This is a genomic window from Pseudomonas sp. TE31087, assembly GCF_057284075.1.
The window spans coordinates 4,233,259-4,257,971 of record NZ_JBXVNN010000001.1; the positions used below are offsets into that span (position 1 = coordinate 4,233,259).

At 65.3% G+C, this 24,713-nt stretch carries 24 protein-coding genes; 11 read left to right on the forward strand and 13 right to left on the reverse strand.

Translation table 11 applies throughout. The features are described from left to right. Positions 1-60 precede the first annotated feature (60 nt). Positions 61-2,808 (reverse strand): DNA polymerase I, encoded by a 2,748-nt coding sequence (gene polA / locus ACZ899_RS19075; RefSeq protein ID WP_234562770.1) that lies wholly within the window; start codon positions 2,806-2,808, stop codon positions 61-63. Positions 2,809-2,882: 74 nt separating this feature from the next. Here polA and ACZ899_RS19080 point away from each other — a divergent pair, with 74 nt between their 5' ends. Together ACZ899_RS19080 and ACZ899_RS19085 are read left to right on the forward strand one after the other, a co-directional pair. Continuing rightward, a complete protein-coding gene (locus ACZ899_RS19080; protein WP_050703199.1) occupies positions 2,883-3,170 on the forward strand; it encodes a DUF2782 domain-containing protein in 288 nt (95 codons plus the stop codon). Between the two features lie 71 nt (positions 3,171-3,241). Continuing rightward, on the forward strand, positions 3,242-4,192 hold the full coding sequence (locus ACZ899_RS19085) for a homoserine kinase (RefSeq protein WP_203649121.1): 951 nt from the start codon (positions 3,242-3,244) through the stop codon (positions 4,190-4,192). 105 nt (positions 4,193-4,297) lie between these two features. On the opposite strand, the gene ACZ899_RS19090 is transcribed toward ACZ899_RS19085, so the two are convergent. Next, positions 4,298-5,254 carry a zinc ABC transporter substrate-binding protein gene (locus tag ACZ899_RS19090; RefSeq protein WP_234563083.1) on the reverse strand — a complete coding sequence of 319 codons (957 nt, stop codon included), beginning with the start codon at positions 5,252-5,254 and terminating at the stop codon, positions 4,298-4,300. 18 nt (positions 5,255-5,272) lie between these two features. Between ACZ899_RS19090 and zur the strand changes: the two genes are divergently transcribed. From zur to ACZ899_RS19110, 4 genes are all read left to right on the forward strand, one after another. Then, positions 5,273-5,758, forward strand: coding sequence for a zinc uptake transcriptional repressor Zur (gene zur / locus ACZ899_RS19095; RefSeq protein WP_050703196.1), 486 nt, complete (start codon positions 5,273-5,275; stop codon positions 5,756-5,758). After that, positions 5,755-6,528 carry a zinc ABC transporter ATP-binding protein ZnuC gene (gene znuC / locus ACZ899_RS19100; RefSeq protein WP_050703195.1) on the forward strand — a complete coding sequence of 258 codons (774 nt, stop codon included), beginning with the start codon at positions 5,755-5,757 and terminating at the stop codon, positions 6,526-6,528. Before zur ends, znuC begins: the two co-directional genes overlap by 4 nt. Beyond that, positions 6,521-7,303, forward strand: a complete 783-nt coding sequence (gene znuB, locus ACZ899_RS19105; protein WP_203649142.1) for a zinc ABC transporter permease subunit ZnuB — start codon at positions 6,521-6,523, stop codon at positions 7,301-7,303. Before znuC ends, znuB begins: the two co-directional genes overlap by 8 nt. Before the next feature lie 129 nt (positions 7,304-7,432). Then, a complete protein-coding gene (locus tag ACZ899_RS19110) occupies positions 7,433-8,140 on the forward strand; it encodes a PA5502 family lipoprotein (RefSeq protein ID WP_203649144.1) in 708 nt (235 codons plus the stop codon). A gap of 189 nt (positions 8,141-8,329) precedes the next feature. On the opposite strand, the gene katE is transcribed toward ACZ899_RS19110, so the two are convergent. Beyond that, the gene (gene katE / locus ACZ899_RS19115; RefSeq protein WP_234563082.1) at positions 8,330-10,474 is read right to left on the reverse strand and encodes a catalase HPII; all 2,145 of its coding nucleotides are present in this window, start codon (positions 10,472-10,474) and stop codon (positions 8,330-8,332) included. 211 nt (positions 10,475-10,685) lie between these two features. On the opposite strand from katE, the gene ACZ899_RS19120 reads away from it, so the two are divergent. The 3 genes from ACZ899_RS19120 (at position 10,686) to ACZ899_RS19130 (ending at position 13,199) form a co-directional block, all read left to right on the forward strand. Then, entirely contained in the window at positions 10,686-11,693 is a 1,008-nt protein-coding gene (locus ACZ899_RS19120; protein ID WP_203649148.1) for a methionine ABC transporter ATP-binding protein, read from the forward strand. After that, on the forward strand, positions 11,693-12,364 hold the full coding sequence (locus tag ACZ899_RS19125) for a methionine ABC transporter permease (protein WP_050703190.1): 672 nt from the start codon (positions 11,693-11,695) through the stop codon (positions 12,362-12,364). The genes ACZ899_RS19120 and ACZ899_RS19125 overlap by 1 nt, the downstream gene beginning before the upstream one ends. A gap of 64 nt (positions 12,365-12,428) precedes the next feature. Next, positions 12,429-13,199: a MetQ/NlpA family ABC transporter substrate-binding protein gene (locus ACZ899_RS19130; protein ID WP_232855468.1), complete on the forward strand. Its 771-nt coding sequence runs from the start codon at positions 12,429-12,431 to the stop codon at positions 13,197-13,199. 207 nt (positions 13,200-13,406) lie between these two features. On the opposite strand, the gene ACZ899_RS19135 is transcribed toward ACZ899_RS19130, so the two are convergent. The 5 genes from ACZ899_RS19135 to ACZ899_RS19155 are packed head-to-tail and all read right to left on the reverse strand — an operon-like array spanning position 13,407 to position 17,290. After that, positions 13,407-14,039 carry an SCO family protein gene (locus ACZ899_RS19135; protein ID WP_028688687.1) on the reverse strand — a complete coding sequence of 211 codons (633 nt, stop codon included), beginning with the start codon at positions 14,037-14,039 and terminating at the stop codon, positions 13,407-13,409. Continuing rightward, positions 14,036-14,935 carry a heme o synthase gene (gene cyoE / locus ACZ899_RS19140; RefSeq protein WP_110736043.1) on the reverse strand — a complete coding sequence of 300 codons (900 nt, stop codon included), beginning with the start codon at positions 14,933-14,935 and terminating at the stop codon, positions 14,036-14,038. Before cyoE ends, ACZ899_RS19135 begins: the two co-directional genes overlap by 4 nt. Next, complete coding sequence (locus ACZ899_RS19145; RefSeq protein WP_234560770.1) at positions 14,920-15,993, reverse strand: COX15/CtaA family protein; 1,074 nt, start codon at positions 15,991-15,993, stop codon at positions 14,920-14,922. Before ACZ899_RS19145 ends, cyoE begins: the two co-directional genes overlap by 16 nt. 9 nt (positions 15,994-16,002) lie before the next feature. After that, positions 16,003-16,581: a hypothetical protein gene (locus tag ACZ899_RS19150; protein WP_232855464.1), complete on the reverse strand. Its 579-nt coding sequence runs from the start codon at positions 16,579-16,581 to the stop codon at positions 16,003-16,005. Beyond that, entirely contained in the window at positions 16,547-17,290 is a 744-nt protein-coding gene (locus ACZ899_RS19155) for an SURF1 family protein (protein WP_234560771.1), read from the reverse strand. Before ACZ899_RS19155 ends, ACZ899_RS19150 begins: the two co-directional genes overlap by 35 nt. 63 nt (positions 17,291-17,353) lie before the next feature. Here ACZ899_RS19155 and ACZ899_RS19160 point away from each other — a divergent pair, with 63 nt between their 5' ends. Then, the gene (locus ACZ899_RS19160) at positions 17,354-17,557 is read left to right on the forward strand and encodes a twin transmembrane helix small protein (protein WP_110736050.1); all 204 of its coding nucleotides are present in this window, start codon (positions 17,354-17,356) and stop codon (positions 17,555-17,557) included. Between the two features lie 149 nt (positions 17,558-17,706). Here ACZ899_RS19160 and ACZ899_RS19165 read toward each other — a convergent pair whose 3' ends face one another. The 4 genes from ACZ899_RS19165 to coxB are packed head-to-tail and all read right to left on the reverse strand — an operon-like array spanning position 17,707 to position 21,939. After that, complete coding sequence (locus tag ACZ899_RS19165) at positions 17,707-18,594, reverse strand: cytochrome c oxidase subunit 3 (protein ID WP_203649157.1); 888 nt, start codon at positions 18,592-18,594, stop codon at positions 17,707-17,709. A gap of 16 nt (positions 18,595-18,610) precedes the next feature. Further along, complete coding sequence (locus ACZ899_RS19170; protein ID WP_203649159.1) at positions 18,611-19,168, reverse strand: cytochrome c oxidase assembly protein; 558 nt, start codon at positions 19,166-19,168, stop codon at positions 18,611-18,613. A gap of 10 nt (positions 19,169-19,178) precedes the next feature. Then, positions 19,179-20,768, reverse strand: coding sequence for a cytochrome c oxidase subunit I (gene ctaD, locus ACZ899_RS19175; protein WP_203649161.1), 1,590 nt, complete (start codon positions 20,766-20,768; stop codon positions 19,179-19,181). A 43-nt stretch (positions 20,769-20,811) separates the two neighbouring features. After that, positions 20,812-21,939 (reverse strand): cytochrome c oxidase subunit II, encoded by a 1,128-nt coding sequence (gene coxB / locus ACZ899_RS19180; RefSeq protein ID WP_203649163.1) that lies wholly within the window; start codon positions 21,937-21,939, stop codon positions 20,812-20,814. 381 nt (positions 21,940-22,320) lie between these two features. Between coxB and ACZ899_RS19185 the strand changes: the two genes are divergently transcribed. Further along, positions 22,321-22,962 carry a hypothetical protein gene (locus ACZ899_RS19185; protein ID WP_234560772.1) on the forward strand — a complete coding sequence of 214 codons (642 nt, stop codon included), beginning with the start codon at positions 22,321-22,323 and terminating at the stop codon, positions 22,960-22,962. 136 nt (positions 22,963-23,098) lie between these two features. On the opposite strand, the gene ACZ899_RS19190 is transcribed toward ACZ899_RS19185, so the two are convergent. After that, positions 23,099-24,634 (reverse strand): SulP family inorganic anion transporter, encoded by a 1,536-nt coding sequence (locus tag ACZ899_RS19190; RefSeq protein WP_267967089.1) that lies wholly within the window; start codon positions 24,632-24,634, stop codon positions 23,099-23,101. Positions 24,635-24,713 lie beyond the last annotated feature (79 nt).

The window sequence follows — 24,713 nt, forward strand, 5'->3', positions numbered from 1 at the left end:
GAGGCCAGCACCGGATCCGCGACACTACGCCGCAGATCCTACACAGCTTTCACGCAGCGTTTAGTGAGCTTCGTCCCAATTCGCGCCAACGCCTACTTCCACCAGCAGCGGTACATCCAGCTGCGCCGCGCCACTCATGTGGACACGGATTTCATCTTTCACCCGTTCGACCAGGTCCTCGCGCACCTCCAGCACCAGTTCGTCGTGCACCTGCAGGATAACGCGCGCATCCAGCTTGCTGTCGGCCAGCCAGTTGTCCACCGCCACCATGGCGCGCTTGATGATGTCCGCCGCGGTCCCCTGCATCGGGGCGTTGATCGCGGTGCGCTCGGCGCCTTTGCGCAGGGCCGGGTTCTTGGCGTTGATGTCCGGCAGGTACAGGCGACGGCCGAACAGGGTTTCGACGAAGCCCTGCTCGGCGGCCTGGGCGCGGGTGCGCTCCATGTAGGCCAGCACGCCGGGGTAACGGGCGAAGTAGCGGTCGATGTAGTCCTGGGACTGCTTGCGGTCGACGCCGATCTGCTTGGCCAGGCCGAACGCGCTCATGCCGTAGATCAGGCCGAAGTTGATCGCCTTAGCGCTGCGGCGCTGGTCGTTGGTGACATTCTCGAGGGCGACGCCGAACACTTCGGCGGCGGTGGCGCGGTGCACATCCAGGTCATTGCGGAAGGCATGCAGCAGGCCCTCGTCCTTGGCCAGGTGGGCCATGATGCGCAACTCGATCTGCGAGTAGTCCGCCGCCAGCAGGCGGTAGCCGGGGCTGGCGACGAAAGCCTGGCGAATGCGCCGACCTTCGGCGGTACGGATCGGGATGTTCTGCAGGTTCGGGTCGTTGGACGACAGGCGCCCGGTGGCGGCCACGGCCTGCTGGTAGGAGGTGTGGATGCGTCCGGTGCGCGGGTTGATCTGCTCGGGCAGCTTGTCGGTGTAAGTGTTCTTGAGCTTGCTCAGGCTGCGGTACTGCATCAGCACCTTGGGCAGCGGGTAGCCTTGCTCGGCCAGCTCATCGAGCACCGCCTCGGCGGTGGACGGCTGGCCCTTGGCGGTCTTGCTCAGCACCGGCATGCCCAGCTTGTCGTAGAGGATCCCCCCCAGCTGCTTGGGCGAGCCCAGGTTGAACGTCTCGCCCGCCAGCTCGAACGCCTCGCGTTCCAGCTCGACCATCTTTGCTCCCAGCTCGCCGCTCTGCACCTTGAGCAGCGCGGCATCCACCAGTGCGCCCTGGCGCTCGATGCGGGCCAGCACCGGTACCAGCGGCATCTCGATGTCCATCAACACCGGCTGCACGCTGGGTGTCTCGGCCAGGCGCGCCTGCAGCGCGTGGTGCAGGCGCAGGGTGATGTCGGCGTCCTCGGCGGCATAGGGGCCGGCCTTGTCCAGATGAATCTGGTTGAAGGTCAGCTGTTTGGCGCCCTTGCCGGCGATATCCTCGAAAGCGATGGTGGAGTGGTCCAGGTACTTCTGCGCCAGGCTGTCCATGTCGTGGCGAGTGGCGGTGGAGTTGAACACGTAGGACTCGAGCATGGTGTCGTAGGCCACGCCGCGCATCAGGATGGCCGGGCTGCCGTTGGCCAGGATATTGATGTCGTACTTGGCGTTCTGGCCGATCTTGCCCTTGGCCGGGTCTTCCAGCAGGGGCTTGAGGGCCAGCAGCACGGCGTCACGGTCGAGCTGGGCGGGGGCGCCTTCGTAATCGTGGGCCAGCGGCACATAGGCGGCCTCGTGGGGCTCGACGGCGAACGACAGGCCAACGAGTTGCGCCTGCTGCGCGTCGAGGCCGGTGGTCTCGGTGTCGAAGGCGAACAGCGGCGCCTGGCGCAGCTTCTCAAGCCAGGCGTCGAAACGCGCCTGGTCGAGGATGGTCTCGTACTTCGGCTCGACCTTCTCGGCCACAGGCTCAACGTCGGCAGCAACGCTGTCACCGGCCTTGGGCGCGCTGCGCTGGACTTCGGCCACCCAGCTCTTGAACTCCATCTCGGTGTACAGCGCCAGCAGCGCCTCGCGGTCCGGCTCGCCGCAGACCAGGGCGTCCACTTCGACATCCAGCTCGACATCGCACTTGATGGTCGCCAGCTCGTAGGACAGGAAGGCCGCGTCGCGGTGCTCCTCGAGCTTGGCCGGCAGGGTCTTGGCGCCACGGATGGCCAGGGCCGGCACCTTGTCGAGGTTGTCGTACAGGTCGCGCAGGCCACCGCCGATACCGGTCAGCAGGCCGACCGCGGTCTTCTCGCCAACGCCCGGCACGCCGGGGATGTTGTCGACCTTGTCGCCCATCAGGGCGAGGAAGTCGATGATGTGCTCGGGACCTACGCCGAACTTCTCGTGCACGCCGGCGATGTCCAGCACGCTGCCGGTCATGGTGTTGACCAGGGTGACGTGACCGTCCACCAACTGGGCCATGTCCTTGTCGCCGGTCGAGATGATCACCGGGCGGCCGGCGGCGCTGCTGCGCGCCAGGGTGCCGATGACGTCGTCGGCCTCCACGCCTTCGACGCACAGCAGCGGGTAGCCGAGGGCGCGGACGCTGGCGTGCAGCGGCTCGACCTGCACCCGCAGGTCGTCGGGCATGCTCGGGCGGTTAGCCTTGTACTCGGCGAACATGGCGTCGCGGAAGGTCCCGCCCTTGGCGTCGAAAACCACCGCGAACAGGCTGTCCGGGTACTGCTTGCGCAGGCTCTTGAGCATGTTCAGCACGCCCTTGACCGCGCCGGTGGGCATGCCCTTGGAGGTGGTCAGCGGCGGCAGCGCGTGAAAGGCGCGGTAGAGGTAGGACGAACCGTCCACCAGGACGAGGGGCGCTTGGCTCATGAGGAGAATCAACCTTTTCGACGGGTCCGGCGCTAGAATAGCCGGATCAATGACGACAAAAGGACTAGGTTATCATGCGCACACCCATTCGCCTGTTACTGCTCGGTCTGCTGGCCACCATGCCGGTCGTCACCCTGGCGGCGGACGAAGCCCCATCGGCCGATCCCGATGTAACCATTCGCACGGAAGGCGACAAGACCATCCAGGAGTACCGTCAAAACGGCTTCCTGTATGCGATCAAGGTCACGCCGAAGAACGGCAAGCCTTATTTCCTGGTACGCGCCGATGGCTCCGAAGGCAATTTCATTCGTTCCGACCAGCCGGACATGCTGATTCCGTCCTGGAAGATCTTCGAGTGGTAAGCTAGTAACGCGTATCGTTCTTATCAACCAGGCACTTCCGGCGGAAGTGCCCGCATGGGCAATTCTTCAACATGTCAGTCTTCACCCCTGTGTCCCGGCCTGAGCTGGAAACCTTTCTGGCGCCGTACGAGCTGGGTCGCCTGCTCGACTTCCAGGGCATCGCCGCCGGTACCGAGAACAGCAATTTCTTCGTCAGCCTGGAAAAGGGGGAGTTCGTCCTCACACTGATCGAGCGCGGGCCGGCTGAAGACATGCCGTTCTTCATCGAACTGCTCGACGTGCTGCACGCTGCCGACATGCCGGTGCCCTACGCCGTGCGCGACCGCGACGGCAACGGCCTGCGCGAACTGTGCGGCAAGCCGGCTCTTCTGCAGCCACGGCTTTCGGGCAAGCACATCAAGGCTCCGAACAACCAGCACTGCGCCCAGGTCGGCGAGCTGTTGGCGCATATCCACCTGGCTACCCGCGAGCACATCATCGAGCGCCGCACCGACCGTGGCCTGGACTGGATGCTGGAATCTGGCGCCGAGCTGCTGCCGGGCCTGAACCGGGAACAGACAGGGCTGTTGCAGCCGGCACTGGCGGAAATCACCGCGCACAAGGCGCAGATCCTCGCCCTGCCCAAGGCCAACCTGCACGCCGACCTGTTCCGCGACAACGTGATGTTCGAAGGCACCCACCTGACCGGGCTCATCGACTTCTACAACGCCTGCTCCGGGCCGATGCTGTATGACATCGCCATCACCGTGAACGACTGGTGCCTGGACGAGCAGGGCGGCATCGACCTGCCGCGCGCCCAGGCCCTGCTGGGCGCCTATGCGGCGCTGCGGCCGTTCACCGCCGCCGAGGCCGAGCTGTGGCCGGTGATGCTGCGGGTGGCTTGCGTGCGCTTCTGGCTGTCGCGCCTGATCGCGGCGCAGGCGTTCGCCGGGATGGACGTGATGATCCATGACCCGAGCGAGTTCGAAGTGCGCCTGGCGCAGCGCCAGCAGGTGGCGCTGCACCTGCCGTTCGCGCTCTGATTAGGCAATAGCGGCATTTGTGGGAGCGGGCTTGCCCCGCGATAGCGCCGGGCCTGCCAACGCTATCGCGGGGCAAGCCCGCTCCCACCTGATCTGCCTACAACCTCAGAGCTGTTCCAGGCAGCCGGTCAGGTCGTTGCCCAGCTTCTCCAGCAAACGCTCATAGCCCCTGGCATCCACCGCATCGCTGCCCCCCAGCGCATCCAGCTCCGCCAGGCGCACCGGCAACCCGGCCGTCAGCGTCTCGGCCAGGCGTGGGCGCAGCGGCGGCTCGCTGAACACACAGGTCTTGCCCACCGCCTGCAGGCGCTTGCGCATGGCCGCGACGTGCTGCGCGCCCGGCTGCACTTCCGAGGCGACGCTGAACACACCGGCGTGCTTCAGGCCATAAGCGGCCTCGAAGTAGTCGAAGGCCTCGTGGAACACGAAGTACGGCTTGCCGGCGATCCCCACCACCCGCTGCTTGATCCGCCCATCCAGGGCATCCATGCGCTCGACGAACAGCTTGAGGTTGGCCTGGTAGCGCGGCGCATTGGCCGGATCCGCTGTCGCCAGGTCGCCGGCCATCTTCGTCGCGATCACCCGGGCATTCACTGACGACAACCACAGGTGCGCGTCAAGGCTGCCCGGACGGTGGTCATGGTCGTGATCGTCGTGGTCTTCCTCGTCGTGGGAGTGGCTGTCCTCGCCGAAATGGCGCAGTTGCAGGCCTGACAGCGACTGTACGGCCACGGTCGACTTGGCGCGGCTCTTCAGCACACGGGGCAGGAAGCCTTCCATGTCCGGGCCGATCCAGTACAACAGGTCGGCATCGGCGACCTTGCGCACGTCGGAGGGGCGCAGCGCGTAGTTGTGCGGGGAAGCCCCCGGCGGCAGCAGCACGTCTGGGCTGCCGACACCGTCCTGGACGGCTGCGGCGATCTGCTGCAGAGGCTTGATGCTGGTCAGCACGCGCACGTCGGCGTGGGCCGAAAAAGAGATGAAAGCGACAAACAGGGCAAGGAATCGGGACACGGTGGATACTCGGGTCGTCAGAAACAGGTAACATAATAACGTCTCCATCCTGAACCGTCGCTGCCCATGTCCATCACGCCGCTGGCCCACCGTCCCCACGATCACTCCCACTGCGTCCACAGTGCGCTGGCCGAGGCCGACGCGTTGTGCAACCGTCAGGGCCTGCGCCTGACCGCCCTGCGCCGCCGCGTGCTGGAGCTGGTGTGGCAGAGCCACAAGCCGCTGGGCGCCTACGACATCCTCGCCGTGCTCAGCGAGCAGGACGGCCGCCGCGCCGCGCCGCCCACCGTCTATCGGGCGCTGGACTTCCTGCTGGAGAACGGCTTGGTGCACCGCATCGCCTCCCTCAATGCCTTCATCGGCTGCAGTCATCCCGAGCATGCGCACCAGGGCCAGTTCCTGATCTGCCGCGAATGCCATGTGGCCATCGAGCTCGAGCAGAACAGCATCAGCGACGCCATCGTCAGCAGCGCCAAGGCCGTGGGCTTCGCCGTCGAGACGCAGACGGTCGAAGTGGTCGGCCTGTGCGGCAACTGCCGGGGCAAGGCATGAGCGACGCCCTGATCCGACTCGAGCAGGTCGGCGTCAGCTTCGGTGGCGAGGCGGTGCTCGACAGCATCGACCTGGCCGTCGCGCCCGGGCAGATCGTCACCCTGATCGGCCCCAACGGCGCCGGCAAGACCACCCTGGTGCGCGCCGTGCTCGGCCTGCTCAAGCCGCACCGCGGCAAGGTGTGGCGCAAGCCGAAACTGCGTATCGGCTACATGCCGCAGAAGATCCAGGTAGACGCCACGCTGCCGCTGTCGGTGCTGCGCTTCCTGCGCCTGGTGCCCGGGGTAGACCGCGCGGCAGCCTTGGCGGCGCTGCAGGAAGTCGGCGCCGAGCAGGTGATCGACAGCCCGATCCAGACCATCTCCGGCGGCGAAATGCAGCGCGTGCTGCTGGCCCGCGCCCTGCTGCGCGAACCCGAACTGCTGGTACTGGACGAACCGGTGCAGGGCGTCGACGTGGTCGGCCAGACCGAGCTGTACAACCTGATCACCCGCCTGCGCGACCGCCATGGCTGCGGCGTGCTGATGGTCTCCCACGACCTGCACCTGGTGATGAGCGCCACCGACCAGGTGGTCTGCCTCAACCGCCATGTGTGCTGCTCCGGCCACCCGGAGCAGGTCAGCAACGACCCGGCCTTCGTCGAGCTGTTCGGCCAGAACGCACCGAGCCTGGCCATCTACCACCACCATCACGATCACAGCCACGACCTGCACGGCTCGGTGATCGCCCCCGGCGCCCATGTCCACGGAGAGCACTGCAAGCATGGCTGATTTTCTTCTCTACGCCCTGCTTGCCGGCCTGTCGCTGGCACTTGTCGCCGGCCCCCTGGGCTCCTTCGTGGTCTGGCGGCGCATGGCCTACTTCGGCGACACCCTGTCCCACGCCGCGCTGCTCGGCGTGGCGCTGGGTTTCGCCCTGGACGTCAGCCCGGCGCTGGCGGTGACGGTCGGCTGCCTGTTGCTGGCGATCCTGCTGGTGACCCTGCAACAGCGCCAGCCACTGGCCTCGGACACCCTGCTCGGCATCCTCGCCCCCAGCACCCTGTCGCTGGGCCTGGTGGTGCTGAGCTTCATGCACGATGTGCGCATCGACCTGATGGCCTACCTGTTCGGCGACCTGCTGGCGATCAGCACCACCGACCTGGCCTGGATCCTCGGTGGCAGCGCGCTGGTGCTGGTACTGCTGGCGATGTTCTGGCGGCCGCTGCTGGCGGTCACCGTGCACGAGGAGCTGGCGAGGGTCGAGGGCCTTCCCGTGGCCGGCCTGCGCCTGGCGCTGATGCTGCTGATCGCCGTGGTGATCGCGGTGGCAATGAAGATCGTCGGCGTGCTGCTGATCACCTCGCTGCTGATCATCCCGGCCGCCGCGGCACAGCGTCACGCCCGCTCGCCAGAGCAGATGGCCGTGGGCGCCAGCCTGCTGGGGGTTACCGCGGTCTGTGGCGGCCTGGCGCTGTCCTGGTTCAAGGACACCCCGGCCGGGCCTTCGATCGTGGTCTGTGCGGCAGTGCTATTCTTGCTGAGCCTGGCGTTGCCGAAACGCTGAGATTCCAGGGCGCCTGCTGACGCGCCCTGCAACCTTTTCATCGCTTGCAGGTCTGACAAGACCAGTTTTCGAGCGTGCGCACCTGGGTGTAGACTTGCTCGCTTTTTGCGCAAATAGAGAGTCGCAGGAATGAAGCCGTTCGCCTCACGTTATCTGCTTGTTGCCGCGTTTTCCCTGTTCCTGGCCGCCTGCTCCAGCAAGCCGGCCGAGCAGCCGGTCGCGCCTGCCCAGCCGGATGCCTGGCAGCAGCTGGAACAGAGCATCGCCAGCAACGAACTGGCCACCGCCGAGGACCAGCTGGCCGCGCTGCAGGCCCAGGCACCAGGCGATGCGCGCCTCGAGCCGCACCAGCGCCAGCTGGCCGAGGCCTACCTGCAACGCAGCCGCATCGTCCTGCAAAAGGGCGATGTGAATGCCGCCGCCACCGCGCTGGCCCGCGCCCGGGCGCTGATGCCCCAGGCACCAGCCCTGACTGGCGGCGATGCCATGGCCCAGGCGCGCAAGGCCGAGCTGGAAAAGGCCGAGGCGGCGCTGAAGGCGGCCGAGTCCAAGCCCAAGGCCCGGGTCATCGACCCGACCGCGCCCAGCACCGTCGTGGCGTTGAAGACCACCGACAGCCGGGCGATGCGCCGCCAGTTGGATGACATCGCCGCCGATGTGGTGAATTACCAGTGCGAGGTGGTGTTCCAGGTCCCGCGCACCCAGGACGCGCCGTGGCTCAAGACCCTGCTGGAGAAGCGCGTGCGCAAGCTCGACAGTGGTTTCGAGCTTGAGCAGAAACATGAGATCCAGCGCTCGCTGCCGGCGCAGGTGGTCTTGATCCCTCATCAGCAGTGATCAATCGCGGGGCAAGCCCGCTCCAATTCAAGATTGCCGGGGCTGCTTTGCAGCCCTTTCGCGACACAAGGCCGCTCCTACAGGGATCGCATAACTCCTGTAGGAGCGGCCTTGTGTCGCGAAAGGGTCGCAAAGCGACCCCGGCAATTCCAAGCCGAGCACCAATATCGACACTGAAAGGGCTGATTCCTACGCTGGTATCGCCTCGGCAGCCGCCTCCCGCGCCCACACCCGGTGCCCTTCGAGCGCCTTGAAGAACCCATCGAACGCCTTCTGCCCATCCCCCAGCAACAGCCCCGCATCCTCCTTCAGCCCCAGCTTGTTCAGCAACAGCTTGCCCTCGCTGGTCACCCCAATGGGCTTGAGGTGCTTGTAGGCCTCCAGCAGGAAATGCCTGGCCACGCCGCTTTTCTCCAGCGCCTCCAGCGAAGCCTTGCCCGCCGGCACCCACACGCCATCGAACATCACCGACGGCATGCCTTCCATGGAGGCATCCGCCGGCAGTGGCGTGCCATCGGCAGCCTTGACCGGTGCCGAGGTCGGGCCCAACAGCACGGGGCGGGCGCTCTTGGCCTCCAGCGCCTTCACAACCTTGTCGACGCTGCCAGCATCCACGCCATCGGCAACCAGAATGGCGACCTTGCGCCCACTGATGCCGATCCCACCGGGATGGCTCATCTGGCTCAAGGCCTTTGACTGCGAGGGCTTGCTGCCTTTCACCTTGACCGTGCCGGCCTTCGGCGCCGGCAACCCGAGGTTGGCCGCCACCGCCGCCGCCAGCTTGAGGTCGATGTTGGCAAGGATCTCGTTCACTTCCCGGGCGCGAATCGCCTCACGCTCCACCTTGCCCAGCTCGAAGCTGTAAGCCTTGATGATGTGCTGCTGCTCCGTCGGGCTCATGCTCTGGAAGAACAATCGGGCCTGGGAAAAATGATCGCCGAACGACGCGCTGCGCTGGCGGATCTTGTGGGCATCGATACGCTCCCCATAGCTCTCGAAGCCACCGTCCCGCGCGGCGGGTGGCGTCTCTTGCGGCCAGCCGCCATCGATCGAGTTGGGCTCGTAGGCGGCGCGCCCCTTGTCGAGAGTCATGCGGTGCATGGCATCACGCTGGCTGCTGTGGTTGGGGGCGATGGGGCGGTTGATCGGGATTTCATGGAAGTTCGGCCCGCCCAGGCGGCTGATCTGGGTATCGGTGTAGGAGAACAGCCTGCCCTGCAGCAGCGGGTCGTTGCTGAAGTCGATGCCAGGGACGATATGCCCCGGACAGAAGGCGATCTGCTCCACCTCGGCGAAGAAGTTGTCGGGGTTGCGATCGAGCACCATCCTGCCCAACGGTGTCACCGGAACGAGTTCTTCGGGGATGAGCTTGGTCGGGTCGAGCAGGTCGAAGTCGAACTTGTGCTCATCGGCTTCGGGGACGATCTGCACGCCCAACTCCCATTCCGGGTAATGCCCGGTCTCGATGGCCTCCCACAGGTCGCGGCGGTGGTAGTCGGTGTCCTTGCCCGCCAGCTTCTGCGCCTCGTCCCACAGCACCGAGTGCACGCCCTGGCGCGGTTTCCAGTGGAACTTGACGAAACTGGCCACGCCCTCGGCGTTGACCAGGCGGAAGGTATGCACGCCAAAGCCTTCCATCATCCGCAGGCTGCGTGGGATGGCGCGGTCGGACATGGCCCACATGACCATGTGCGCCGACTCCGGCACCAGCGAGACGAAGTCCCAGAAGGTGTCGTGGGCCGAACCGCCGGTGGGCATCTCGTTGTGCGGCTCGGGTTTCACCGCGTGGACGAAGTCGGGAAACTTGATCGCGTCCTGGATGAAGAACACCGGCATGTTGTTGCCGACCAGGTCGAAGTTACCCTCGTCGGTGTAGAACTTCACCGCGAAGCCCCGCACGTCACGCACCGTGTCGCCCGAGCCGCGTGGCCCCTGCACGGTGGAAAAACGCACGAACACCGGGGTGATCTTCTCGGGATCCTGCAGGAAACCGGCCTTGGTCAGTTCGCCATGGCAGCCGTAGCTCTGGAAATAGCCGTGGGCGCCACAGCCCCGGGCATGGACGATGCGTTCCGGTATGCGCTCATGGTCGAAGTGGGTGATCTTCTCGCGCATGATGAAGTCTTCGAGCAGCGAAGGCCCACGGGCGCCGGCCTTGAGGCTGTTCTGGTTGTCGGCGACCCTCACGCCCTGGTTGGTGCGCAGCGCCTGGCCGCTGGCATCGCTGCGAAAGGCTTCCAGGCTCTGCAACTTGGCGTTGGTGTTGGCCTTGTCGGGGGTTTCGGTGCCCGCGACCGGGCTCGGCTGCGGCGCCTGGGGCTTCTTGCTGGGCATCTTCGGCTCTCCTCATCAGTACTCGGGCTTGTTCAAGTAGATGACTGGAAGGCCGTCGGATGCGTTCAATCGGATTGCCGACCGTCGCGATATGCCGATTGGATTGGAGCATTGCGAAATTAATGCTAAGAACAGGCAGGGGAAAAGGCTAAAATGCGCGACCCCGGCTAACCGCTGACCCAAATTCCATGCGCCCCACAAGGTTCGCTCAGTGATCGAGTTTCAAAATGTCCACAAGACCTACCGCGTCGCCGGTAGGGATATCCCGGCCCTGAACCCGACCAGCCTGACCATCGAAGATGGCCAGGTGTTCGGCCTGATCGGCCACTCCGGTGCCGGCAAGAGCACCATGCTGCGTCTGATCAACCGCCTCGAGGAGCCGTCCGGCGGCAAGATCGTGGTTGACGGCGAGGACGTCACCGCCTTCGACGCCAACCAGCTGCGCCGCTTCCGCCAGCAGGTCGGGATGATCTTCCAGCACTTCAACCTGCTGGCGTCCAAGACCGTCGCCGACAACGTCGCCCTGCCGCTGGTGCTGGCCGGCGAGTTGCCGCGTGGCGAGATCGACAAGCGCGTCACCGAGCTGCTGGCCCGCGTCGGCCTGTCCGAGCACGCGAAGAAGTATCCGGCACAGCTGTCGGGCGGACAGAAGCAGCGCGTCGGCATCGCCCGCGCCTTGTCCACCAACCCGAAGATCCTGCTGTGCGACGAGGCCACCAGCGCCCTCGACCCGCAGACCACCGCCTCGGTGCTGCAACTGCTGGCCGAGATCAACCGCGAGCTGAAGCTGACCATCGTGCTGATCACCCACGAGATGGACGTGATCCGCCGGGTCTGCGACCGCGTGGCGGTGATGGACGCCGGGCAGATCGTCGAGGCCGGCCCGGTGGCCGACGTGTTCCTGCACCCGCAGCACGCCACCACCCGGCGCTTCGTCCAGGAGGACGAGCAGGTCGACGAGAACGAGCAACGCGACGACTTCGCCCATGTGCCGGGCCGCATCGTGCGCCTGACGTTCCAGGGTTGCGCCACCTACGCGCCGCTGCTGGGCACCGTGGCCCGCGAGACTGGTGTCGACTACAGCATCCTGGCCGGACGCATCGACCGCATCAAGGACATTCCCTATGGCCAGCTGACCCTCGCCCTGATCGGCGGAGACATGGACGCGGCATTCGCCCGCTTCACTGCAGCTGACGTACATATGGAGGTACTGCGTTGATGGACGCCCTGAATTTCTTCGCCAACGTCGACTGGGCCGAAATCTGGCTGGCCAGCATCGACACCATGATCATGCTGTTCGGCTCGCTGTTCTTCACCGTGCTGCTGGGCCTGCCGCTGGGCGTGCTGCTGTTCCTCTGCGGGCCGCGGCAGATGTTCGAGCAGAAGGGCGTCTACGCGCTGCTGTCGCTGGTGGTGAACATCCTGCGCTCGCTGCCGTTCATCATCCTGCTGATCGTGATGATCCCGATCACCGTGCTGATCACCGGCACCTCGCTGGGTGTTGCGGGGGCGATTCCTCCGCTGGTGGTGGGGGCCACGCCGTTCTTCGCGCGTCTGGTGGAAACCGCCCTGCGCGAGGTGGATCGCGGCATCATCGAAGCCACCCAGTCGATGGGCGCCACCACCCGCCAGATCATCACCAACGCCTTGCTGCCTGAGGCCCGTCCGGGCATCTTCGCGGCGATCACCGTCACCGCCATCACCCTGGTCTCGTACACCGCCATGGCCGGTGTGGTGGGCGCGGGCGGCCTGGGTGACCTGGCCATCCGCTTCGGCTACCAGCGTTTCCAGACCGACGTGATGGTGGTCACCGTGGTCCTGCTGCTGATCCTGGTGCAGGTGCTGCAGAGCGTCGGTGACAAGCTGGTCGTGCATTTTTCCCGTAAATAACCCCAATGGGGTCGGCCTGGCCGACCCGTTCGGGGGCCGTCGCGGCCCTCACAAGGAGTGATCAATGAAGAAGCTGCTTGCTGTTGTCGCCGCCGTCGCGGCCTTCTCGGCCCACGCCGAGACCCTGACCGTCGCCGCCACCCCGGTGCCGCACGCCGAGATCCTCAAGTTCGTCCAGCCGCAGCTGGCGAAGGAGGGCGTGGAGCTGAAGGTCAAGGAGTTCACCGACTACATCCAGCCGAACGTGCAGGTGGCCGAAAAACGTCTGGACGCCAACTTCTTCCAGCACCAGCCGTACCTGGATGAGTTCAACAAGGCCAAGGGCACCCAGCTGGTCAGCGTTGCCGGCGTGCACCTGGAGCCGCTGGGCGCCTACTCGAGCAAGTACAAGAAGCTCGACGAACTGCCATCCGGCGCCACCGTGGTCATCCCCAACGACGCCACCAACGGCGGCCGTGCCCTGCTGCTGCTGGACAAGGCTGGCGTGATCAAGCTCAAGGACAGCAACAACATCCTGTCGACCGTGAAGGACATCACCGGCAACGACAAGAAGCTGAAATTCCGCGAGCTGGAAGCGGCCACCATTCCACGCGTGCTGACCCAGGTCGACCTGGCGCTGATCAACACCAACTATGCGCTGGAAGCCAAGCTGAACCCGGAGAAGGACGCCCTGGTGATCGAAGGCAGCGATTCGCCCTACGTGAACATCCTGGTGGCGCGTCCGGACAACAAGGACGCCGATGCCATGAAGAAGCTGGCCGCGGCCCTGCACTCGCCTGAGGTGAAGCAGTTCATCACCGAGAAGTACAAGGGCGCGGTGATTCCGGCGTTCTGATCTGACATCCCTGGGGCCGCTCTACGGCCCATCGCGGCACAAGGCTGCTCCTACAGAGGAATGCAATCTCTTGTAGGAGCGGCCTTGTGCCGCGACGGCCTGCGCAGCAGGCCCGAGGATCGAATGCCAATCGCGGGGCCAGCCCGCTCCCACGCCAGAACCCAATCTGGCGTGGGAGCGGGCTGGCCCCGCGACTCATTTCAACGGTCAGTCGCGCTTCACAAGCCCCGGCAACTGCGCCACCAGCTTCTGGTTGTTGAACGGCGCACGGATGAACCCACGCTGGCGCCCGTCCGGGCCGACCACCGCCAGGTTGCCGCTGTGATCCACGGTGTAGCCCGGCTTGCTGGTATCGGCCGGAATGAACGGAATGCTCAAGGCATTGGCCAGCTTCTGGGTATCCTCGATCGACCCCGCCACCCCGACGAAATCCTTGTCGAAGTAGCCCAGGTACTGCTTGAGCTGGTTCGGCGTGTCGCGGTTCGGGTCGACGCTCACCAGCACCACCTGCAAACGCTCCAGCGCCTCCTTGGGCAGCTCGCTCTTCACCTGGCGCAGCTGGGCCAGGGTGGTCGGGCAGATGTCCGGGCAGTAGGTGTAGCCGAAGAACAGCAACGACCACTTGCCCTTGAGCTGGTCCAGCACCAGCGGCTGGCCGTTCTGGTCGGTCATGGTCACGTCGGGCACGGTGCGGCTCTGCGGCAGCAGGATGATGCCGGCGTCGATCAGTTCGGTGGGGTTCAACTGACCACGGTCGTTGAGCACCTTGTTGACGGTCAGGCCCATGATCAGCGCGACCAGGGCAACGAGGATGAAGACGGTTTTCTGGGTTCGGGTCATAGGTTCAGCAACAGGTAATGGTCTACGAGCAACGCGATGAACAGGGCGAACAGGTAGCCGATAGAGTACTTGAACGTCTTGATCGCCGCGTGCGGCCGGGTGCCACGGTACAACACCCAGGCCCAGTGCAGGAAGCGCAGCCCCAGCCCCAGGGCACAGGCCAGGTACAGTGGTCCGCTCATGTGGATGGCATAGGGCAACAGGCTCACCGCCAGCAATATCAAGGTGTAGAGCAGGATATGCAGGGCCGTGTAGCGCTCGCCGTGGGTAACGGGGAGCATGGGAATATCAGCTTTTGCGTACTCCTCCTTGCGATGAATCGCCAAGGCCCAGAAGTGCGGCGGCGTCCAGGCGAAGATGATCAGCACCAGCAGCAGCGGTTCGGCGCCCAGGTGCCCACTGACCGCCACCCAGCCCAGCAACGGCGGGGCTGCCCCGGCCAGGCCGCCGATCACGATGTTCTGCGGCGTGGCGCGCTTGAGAAAGCCGGTGTAGAGCACCGCATAACCCAGCAGCGAGGCCAGGGTAAGCCAGGCGGTGAGGGGGTTGGTGAACGCCAGCAGCAGGGCCATCCCCGCAACGGCCAGCAGCAAGGCAAATAGCAGCGCCGGCACGGGCGCCACCCGACCCTGGGCCAGCGGGCGCTTGTGGGTGCGGGCCATGAGCGCATCGACGCGGCGGTCGACCACGTGGTTGACCGCCGCCGCGGCCCCCGCGCACAAGCCTATCCCCAGGTTGCCGAACAGCAGGACGCTCCAGGCCACCCCCGCGCGGGTGGCGAGAAACATGCCCACCAGCGAGGTGATCAGCATCAGCACCACCACCTTCGGCTTGGTCAGCTCCATGTAGTCGCGCCATCCGGCGCGCTGGCGTTCCGTGCTCAGAAGCGTCGCCACGAATCGTTCCTCATGTGATGGGAAAGGTGCACGCCGGTCACCGGCGTCAGACGCCAGCCGTGGCCCACACGGACCTTGTCGACCACGCGGATGCGGTAGTTGACCAGCACCATGCACAGCAGCAGCAGGGCGCCGCCAGCGTTGTGCGCGACGGCCACGCCCAGGGGCAGGTGCAACAGCACGTTGCTGATGCCCAGGCCCAGTTGCAGCGCCAGCGCCAGCAACACCAGGCGGGCCAGGCCGCCCAGGCCGTGGCGGTGCAGCTTCCAGCTCAGGGTCAGCAACACCAGCATGACCAGCAGCGCGCCCAGGCGATGACTGATATGAATCGCGGTGCGTGCGTCACTGTCCAGCTGCCCGCCGAGGTAATTGGGGCCGACATGCTGGGTCAGGTGGAAGCCGTTGCTGAAGTCCACCGCTGGCCACCACTGGCCGTGGCAGGTGGGCAGGTCGATGCAGGCCACCGCCGCGTAGTTGGCGCTGACCCAGCCCCCCAGGGCGATTTGGCCGATGACCACCAACAGCGCCAGCGCGGCGATCCGCCTTAGGCTCAGCGGCAGTTTCGGCAATGGCGCAAAGGCCCGGGATAGACGCAGGGACAGCAGGAAAAGCAGGCTCACCGTGGTGAACCCGCCGAGCAGGTGCGCGGTCACTACTTGCGGCCACAGTTTCAGCGTCACGGTCCACATACCGAACGCCGCCTGGGCCAGTACCACTGCCAGCAGCAACACCGGCAGGCGATAGGGCTGGCCATCACGGGCATGCCGGCGCACGGCCTGGAAGGCGAGCAGGGCGATCACCAGCGCCAGGGTGCCGGCGAAATAGCGATGGACCATCTCGGCCCAGCCCTTGGCTTCTTCCACCGGGTGCTCGGGGAAGTGCAGCTCGGCATGGGCCAGCTGGGCATCGGTCTTGGGCACGCTGATGAAGCCGTAGCACCCCGGCCAGTCGGGACAGCCAAGGCCGGCATGGGTCAGCCGGGTATAGGCACCGAGCAGCACGACCAGCAACGCCAGCAGGGTGGCGAACACAGCGAGACGGTATCCGGGTCTGGCCATGGCGGCCTCCTAGCCGATGTTGGACAGCTTGAGCAGGTGGCGCAGGTCGTCCAGCACATGCTTGCCGTTGACCTTGGCGTCGTAGCGCAGCACCAGGTTGCCGTGAGGGTCGACGATCCACAGCTGCGGGCCCGCTTCGCCGACCTTCTGCACATAGCGCTGGGCGTCCAGCGGGTAGCGCTGCAACTGCGGGTATTCGCGGCCCAACTGCGCCTGGTAGTCGGCGGCCAGTGGCTGGGCCGCCGCCAGGGCATGGCTGGCACGGCTGGCGTCGCGGCCCAGGCCAACCTGGATCTGCCGGGCCAGGTACACCAGTTGCCGACACTCCTCAGCACAGGCCTCGGGGGTGCTGACCAGCAACTGCCAACGCTCGTCCCGGGCATCGATGCCGATATCTACGCGGCCCTCGCCATTGCCGATCATCACGCCGTGATAGCTGCGCCCCTCCGGCACCCAGAACTTGAGCTTGTACATGAAGGTGGCGAGGATCATCGGCCCGAGCACGACGAACAGGATCAGCAACAGTTGCAGACGTCCCCTCGGCTTGCGGCGATCAGGCGCGTCCAGTGGACTCGTGGCGGCGGCCATGGCGGTTCTCCTTGTCGTTGTGATGCCAGCCGAAATACAGGTAGAGCAACACCAGCGTGGTGGCCAGGGCGAACCACTGCACGGCGTAGCCCTGGTGCTTTTCCGGGCCCATGGCGACCACCGGCCAGTCCAGGCGGTAGGCACCCGGGCCGGCCTGCAGGCGCAGCTCATGGGTGAAACCTTCACGGCCAAGCTGCTGCCAGAGCCCACCCGGGTCGATTGCCGTCAGCAGTTGCGGCCAGCGGCCGTCCGGGTTGTCCGGGTGCAGCTGGAAGGTCTTGCCCGGCGCCACGTAGATCGTGGCGTCCAGCGCCAGGGCCTGGTCCGGGGTGTCGAAACGCACCGGCACCCGGCGATCGGGCCAGGGCAGCCAGCCGCGGTTGACCAGCAGCCACAGCCCGCTGGCCTGATCGTGGAAGGGTTGCAGCAGCTCGACGCCGGCCTTGCCGTCGCGCATCTGGTTGTCCAGCAACAGGCTGTGCGCGGCGTCAAAGCGGCCATACAGGTGCACGGGGTAGAACGCCGGGTCCGGCAGCTGGCGCAGCTGTTCGACAGCGACCGGCGCCTCGATCTGGCGCTCGGTGTACGCGGCGAGCAGGTCGCGCTTCTCATCGGCGCGGCGCAGCTGCCAGCAGCCGAGCGCGATCAGTCCCGGCAGCAGCGCAAGCACCACCAGGGTCGGCAGCAGCCCGGGGCGAAACGGCTTCACCAGGGCCTCGTCAGGTCGAGCGCTATACTTGTACCCATCACCGCATCCCCCTGGAGTTACGCCATGCTCAAGGCCGCGATAGTCCTGATGCTACTGGCCACCATCGCCAGCCTGTTCAGTGGCCTGGTGTTCCTGGTCAAGGACGACGACCAGTCGACCCGCCTGCTCAAGGCCCTTACCGTGCGTGTCGCCCTCGCTACCCTGACCATCGGGCTGGTGGCCTGGGGCTTCATCAGTGGCCAGTTGGTCTCCCACGCGCCGTTCTGAATTGTCTCGGTCCCTGTAGGAGCGGCCTTGTGCCGCGAAAGGGCTGCGCAGCGGCCCCAGGATCTTGGCATCATGCAAGATCGCCGGGGCTGCTTCGCAGCCCTTTCGCGGCACGAGGCCGCTCCTACAACAGGGGACCGCGCCACCCGTCAAAGCACGTACACAAAGATGAACAACCCCACCCACACCACATCCACGAAGTGCCAGTACCAGCTCGCCGCCTCAAAACCAAAGTGCTTGTCCGGCTCGAAATGCCCGCGCATCACCCGGCAGAACATCACAAACAGGATCAACGTCCCCAGCGTCACGTGAGCGCCGTGAAAGCCCGTGAGCATGAAGAACGTCGCACCGTAGATCCCCGAGCCCAGGGTCAGCCCCAGCTTGTTGTAGGCCTCGTGGTACTCGTAGGCCTGCAGCGCGAGAAACCCAAGCCCCAGCAGGATGGTCAGCCCCAGCCACAGCTTCAGCGTGCCGCGATGGCCCTTGCGCAGGGCATGGTGGGCAATGGTCACGGTCACGCTGGAGCTCACCAGCAGGATGGTGTTGATCAGCGGCAGGTGCCACGGGTCGATCACTTCCTTCGGCGGCGGGAACAGTTTCGGATCCGGCGTGTGCAGCAGCGGCCAGACGAACTCGAAGTTGGGCCAGAGCATGTGCGCCACGCCCTTGTCTCCCTCACCGCCCAGCCATGGCCCGGCCAGCACCCGCACGTAGAACAGCGCGCCGAAGAAGGCCAGGAAGAACATCACCTCGGAGAAGATGAACCAGCTCATGCCCCAGCGGAACGAGCGGTCCATCTGCGCGCTGTAAAGCCCTGCGTGGCTCTCCTTGATCACCGCGCCGAACCAGCCGAACAGCATGTACGCCAGGAACAACCCACCGACGAAGAAGATCAGCGGCCCGTGGGATTCCGGGTGGCCGGCCTTTAGGTCGTTGAACCAGGTGCCCAGGCCGAACACGGTGATGAACATGCCGATCGTGGCGATGATCGGCCACTTGCTCTGCGCCGGGACGTAGTAATGCTCGTGGCTTGCCATGCTTGATCTCCTTCCCTCAACGGGCGGCCTCGGTCGCGGTTTGTGCGACCGGCGGGTGGCGAGCGGTGATGTCGAACAGGGTGTAGGCCAGTGTCAGGTGCTTCACCGACTCCGGCAGGTCACGGTCGACGATGAAGCGCACCGGCATCTCGATGCGCTCTCCCGGCTGCAGCACCTGCTGGGTGAAGCAGAAGCATTCGGTCTTGTGGAAGTACGCCGCGGCCTCGGCCGGGGTGATGCTGGGGATGGCCTGGGCACTCATCGGCTGGTTGGTCGGGTTGCGGGCGATGAAGATCATCTGGTTCACCGCCCCCGGGTTGACCTCGATCTGGTCGGCGGTGGAGTGGAACTCCCAGCTCATGTCACCGGCGTTGGTGGACATGAACTGCACCCGCACCGAGCGCGACGGGTCGCTGACCTGGGTGCCCGCGTACTGCCCGCCGGTCTTGCCGTTGATGCCGAAGGCCTTGCACATCACGTCATAGATCGGCACCAGGGCGAAGCCGAAGGCGAACATCACCACGGTCAGCATCAGCAGGCGGGTGACCAGGCGTTTGAGCGACAGGCCGTCCATGGGCGGGCTCCTACTTCACTTCCGGTGGGGTCTGGAAGGTGTGGTAGGGCGCCGGCGACGGGATCGACCACTCCAGGCCCTCGGCGCCGTCCCAGGGCTTGGCCGCTGCCGGCGCGCCGCCGCGGATGCACTTGATGACGATGAACAGGAAGAAGATCTGCGTGGCGCCAAACATGAAGGCACCGACCGACGAGACCATGTTGAAGTCGGCGAACTGCAGGTTGTAGTCCGGGATCCGCCGCGGCATGCCTGCCAGGCCGACGAAGTGCATGGGGAAGAAGGCCAGGTTCATGCCGACGAACGACAGCCAGAAGTGCAGCTTGCCGAGGGTTTCGTCATACATGTGGCCGGTCCATTTCGGCAGCCAGTAGTAGGCCGAGGCAAAGATGCCGAAGATCGCCCCGGGCACCAGCACGTAGTGGAAGTGGGCGACCACGAAGTAGGTGTCGTGGTACTGGAAGTCCGCAGGCGCAATGGCCAGCATCAGGCCGGAGAAGCCACCGATGGTGAACAGGATGACGAAGGCGATGGCGAACAGCATCGGTGTCTCGAAGGTCAGCGAGCCTTCCCACATGGTGCTGACCCAGTTGAACACCTTCACCCCGGTGGGCACGGCGATCAGCATGGTCGCGTACATGAAGAACAGCTCGCCCACCACCGGGATGCCGACCACGAACATGTGGTGGGCCCAGACGATAAATGACAGGAAGGCGATCGCCCCGGTGGCGTAGACCATCGAGGTGTAGCCGAACAGCGGCTTGCGCGAGAACGCCGGGATGATCGAGCTGACCGCGCCGAAGGCCGGCAGGATCATGATGTACACCTCGGGGTGGCCGAAGAACCAGAACACGTGCTGGAACAAGACCGGGTCGCCACCGCCGGCGGCGCTGAAAAAGCTGGTGCCGAAGTGGATGTCCATCAGCATCATGGTCACCACGCCGGCCAGCACCGGCATCACCGCGATCAGCAGGAACGCGGTGATCAGCCAGGTCCAGACGAACAGCGGCATCTTCATCAGGGTCATGCCCGGGGCGCGCAGGTTGAGGATGGTGGCGATCACGTTGATCGCGCCCATGATCGAGCTGATGCCCATCAGGTGGATGGCGAAAATGAAGAAGGTCACGCTGGCCGGGGCGTAGGTGGTCGACAGCGGGGCGTAGAAGGTCCAGCCGAAGTTCGGCCCGCCGCCGGGGCTGAACAGGGTCGAGACCAGCAGCAGGAACGCCGCCGGCAGCAGCCAGAAGCTGAAGTTGTTCATCCGCGGCAGGGCCATGTCCGGCGCGCCGATCATCAGCGGGATCATCCAGTTGGCCAGGCCGACGAAGGCCGGCATCACCGCGCCGAACACCATGATCAGCCCGTGCATGGTGGTCATCTGGTTGAAGAACGCCGGCTCCACGATCTGCAGGCCGGGCTGGAACAGCTCGGCGCGGATCACCATGGCGAACGAGCCACCGAGCAGGAACATGCTGAAGGCGAACCACAGGTACATCGTGCCGATGTCCTTGTGGTTGGTGGTCAGCACCCAGCGCATCAGGCCCTTGGCCGGGCCGTGGGCGTGTTCATGACCGTGGGCGTGGTCGTCGATCACTGCACTCATGTCCTGTCTCCTGCAATCCACTGACTGCCGTGTCTAGCCCGGCTCATTGCGCTTCGGCCTGCTTGAGCGCCAGCACGTCCTTCGGCGTGACCATGTCGCCCTTGTTGTTGCCCCAGGCATTGCGCTCGTAGGTGACCACGGCGGCGATATCGACTTCCGAAAGCTGCTTGCCGAACGCCGCCATGGCGGTGCCGGGCTTGCCGTGGAAGACGATTCCCAGGTGGGCGTCCTTGGGCCCGGTGGCGATCTTCGAGCCCTTGAGCGCCGGGAACATCGGCGGCAGGCCCTGGCCTTCGGCCTGGTGACAGGCCACGCAGGTGGTGTGGTAGACCTTGTCGCCGCGGGCGACCAGCTCTTCGAGGGTCCATTCCTTGCTGGTCAGTTCCTTGAGCTTGGCCGCCTCGGCCTTGCGCTCGCCGAGCCAGGTGTCGTAGTCGGCCTTGGACTTCACCTCGACCACCACCGGCATGAAACCGTGGTCCTTGCCGCACAGCTCGGTGCACTGACCACGGTAGATGCCCGGCTTCTCGACCCGGGTCCAGGCCTCGTTGACGAAGCCGGGGATAGCGTCGCGCTTGACCGCGAAGGCCGGTACCCACCAGGAATGGATGACGTCGGCGGCGGTCACCAGGAAGCGCACCTTGGCGCCCACCGGCAACACCAGCGGCTGGTCGACCTCGAGCAGGTAGTGCTCGTCCTTCGGCGACTTGTTGTGGATCTGTTCGGCGGGGGTGGCCAGGTTGCTGAAGAACTCGACGTCCTGGCCCAGGTACTTGTAGTGCCACTTCCACTGGTAGCCGGTGACCTGGATGTCGATGTCGGACTCGCTGGCGTCGTAGATGTCGATCAGGGTCTTGGTGGCCGGGATGGCCATCACCACCAGGATCAGGAAAGGGACCACGGTCCAGAGGATCTCGACCCAGGTGTGCTCATGGAAGTGCGCAGCCTTTTGCCCGGTCGAGCGGCGGTGGATGACCATCGACCAGAACATCGCGCCGAACACCACGATGCCGATGATCACGCAGATCCAGAAGATGGTCATGTGCAGGTCGAACACTGCGTGGGAGACTTCCGTCGCCCCGGGCGCCATGTTCACCGTCCATGCTGCCTGTGCCTGACCGAAAACCGACCACAGCAACAGGCCCATCCAGACATGTGGATGTCGCATCATTGCGGGTTCCCCTTATCGTTCTTGTAGTCCCGGAGGCATGGACGACCTGCTACGACAAAGGGGGGAACGGTGGCCAAGACTGCCTGGCTTCGACGACCGAGCCCCCTGCTTAAGGCAGTCGGGCCTCATCAACGAATCACGTTTCACCCGGAGTATAGACACCGACCAATGGTGCGCAACGCAGCACTTGAAATGATCTTCACTCAACCAAACGTTTGCGCTGAAAGCCGCATGAATGCTGGGCCGGGGCACAATAATGGCACATTGATATAGCCAATTTCCTACACGTGCCTCAGAGATATAACAAATGCGTCTTAGCCATTCTCGTAAGCAAGCTAACTTAGTGTCTTCCGTTTGTAACGCCATGCCCCTGGAGTTGTCATGAACATCGCTGCTGTACGCGAGCAGATCGAAAACGCCCATCAACATGAGAGCCGCACAGGCCAACTGAAAGCCCGCCTCGAACTGCAACTGCCACACCTGCATCCATCGATCCAACTACCCCAGCAGGATGCCCAGGGTACCTTGGCGCGCTTCGTCGGCGCCTACATCAACGAGGTTCCGGAACTGCTCGAGGCCGCGCACAACGTGGCGCTCGAAGCAGGCATCGAGACGCAGATCAAACCGGTACTGAAGATTGCCGAGGCCTACTTCCTGCAGCCGCCGAGCGTGATGGCGGGGCAGGTCGGGCTGGATTGCCTGCTGGACGAGGCCTACCTGGCTCATCGTCTGGTCGAGGAGGTCAACGACCTGTACATCCGCCACTTCCAGCAGCCGCTGATTCCGGTGGATACCACGGTCGCCAACCTGATCGCCCATCAGCTGATCGGCGAGACGTTTGCCAACCAGCTGGATGAGGTGGTGCACCATTCGGTGGACAAGATGCTCGATGAGGAGAGCTTCGCCGTGGAATCGGTGGAGGTCTACCGCGACAAGCTGTCGAGCCCGGAAACCGGCAACGCGTGGAAACGCTGGCCGTGCCTGTCGCGCCAGCTTGGTGTGGAGTTGGGGCAATCGGCCTGAGCAACGTTCGAAATCGCCGGGGCTGCTGCGCAGCCCTTTCGCGGCACAAGGCCGCTCCTACAAGGGAACGCGATCTCTTGTAGGAGCGGCCTTGTGCCGCGAAAGGGCCGCAAAGCGGCCCCTGCAATCTGACAGACTAAACCCCAACCCCCGCCGTAGTCCGCAACCGTCCCTCGACCCGCCGCTTCAGCCGCCGCTGCTCCAGCACCAGCCGCGAGCCCTTGGCCGCGCCACTGCGCCCCCAGTCCTCGAGCAACTCCAGGCAGGAATGGTCGATATAGCTCAGGTTGCCCAGCGGCACATGCAATGTCGTCCCCTCCGGCACGGTATCAAGCACCTGGGTCAGCGCCGGCACCTTGAGGAAGGTCGCCGCCCCACTCAGGCGCAGTTCCATGTGCCCCGGCGTACCCAACGCCACCAGGTTAATCTTCAACCGCGCCGCCTTCAGTGCCAGCTTCAGCAGGGTCAGGGCAAAGCCCAGCAATACGCCGGTCAACAGGTCGGTAAAGATGATCGCCAGTGCCGTCGCCGCATAGGTGAACATCGGCATCCGCCCATAGCGGCCCAGGCCACGGAACGCCTTGAAGTCCACCAGCTTCACGCCGGTATAGACCAGCACCCCAGCCAGGCTGGCCACCGGGATCTGCTGCAGCAAGCTACTCAGCGCCACCACGAAGGCCAGCAGCCAGAGCCCATGGAATATCGCCGAGGCCCGAGTCTGGGCGCCGGCCTGGACGTTGGCCGAGCTGCGCACGATCACCCCGGTCATCGGCAGCGCACCCAGCACCCCGCAGAGCATGTTGCCAATGCCCTGCGCCGACAGCTCACGGTCGAAGTCCGAACGCTGGCCGCTGTGCATGCGGTCGACGGCGGCGGCGGACAGCAAGGTCTCGGCGCTGGCGATGAAGGCCAGGGCGAAGGCCGCCACCAGCAGGGTCGGGTCGGCGAGCTTGAGCAGGTCATCCGGACGCAGCCAGTCGATGGCTTCGGACAGATCGGCCGGCACCTGCACACGGTTGACCGGCAGCGCCAGCCACAGGCTGACGGCGGTCATTGCCGCCACCCCGAGCAGGGCTCCGGGAATGAAGCGCAGGCGCTGCGGGCGCAGACGCTCCCAGCCCCACATGATGGCGATAGTACCCAGCCCAAGCGCACCGGCCTGCCAACCATTGCCCGCGCTTTCCAGCGGCAGGGCCGAAGCCAGCGTCGCCGGGAAGCCCAGCAGGTTATCCACACCCGAGGGCTGAGGCGCCGTATCGAACATCACATGCACCTGGGACAGCACGATCAGCACGCCGATCCCGGCCAACATACCGTACACCACCGCCGGCGCCGTGACCCGGAACCAGCAACCCAGGCGCAGGCGCCCGGCCAGCAGCTGCAGCAATCCGGCCAGCAACAGGATCGGCCCGAGCATGGCCACGCCATGTTGGCGCACCAGTTCGAACACCAGCACCGCCAGGCCGGCCGCCGGGCCGCTGACCTGCAACGGCGAGCCGGCGAGAAAGCCCACCACGATACCGCCGATGATCCCGGTGATCAGTCCTTTGGCCGGTGGCATGCCCGAGGCAATGGCAATGCCCATGCACAATGGCAGGGCGACCAGGAAGACCACCACCGAAGCCAGCAACTCGCGCGGCAGGGCCGCCTTTATCTGTGTCATGTTCACCATGTAGCTCCTTTCTAGATTCACGGCCATTCCGCTGGCCGCTAGCACGGGGAACCCTGAATGACGCGCAGGCGCGGGCCGC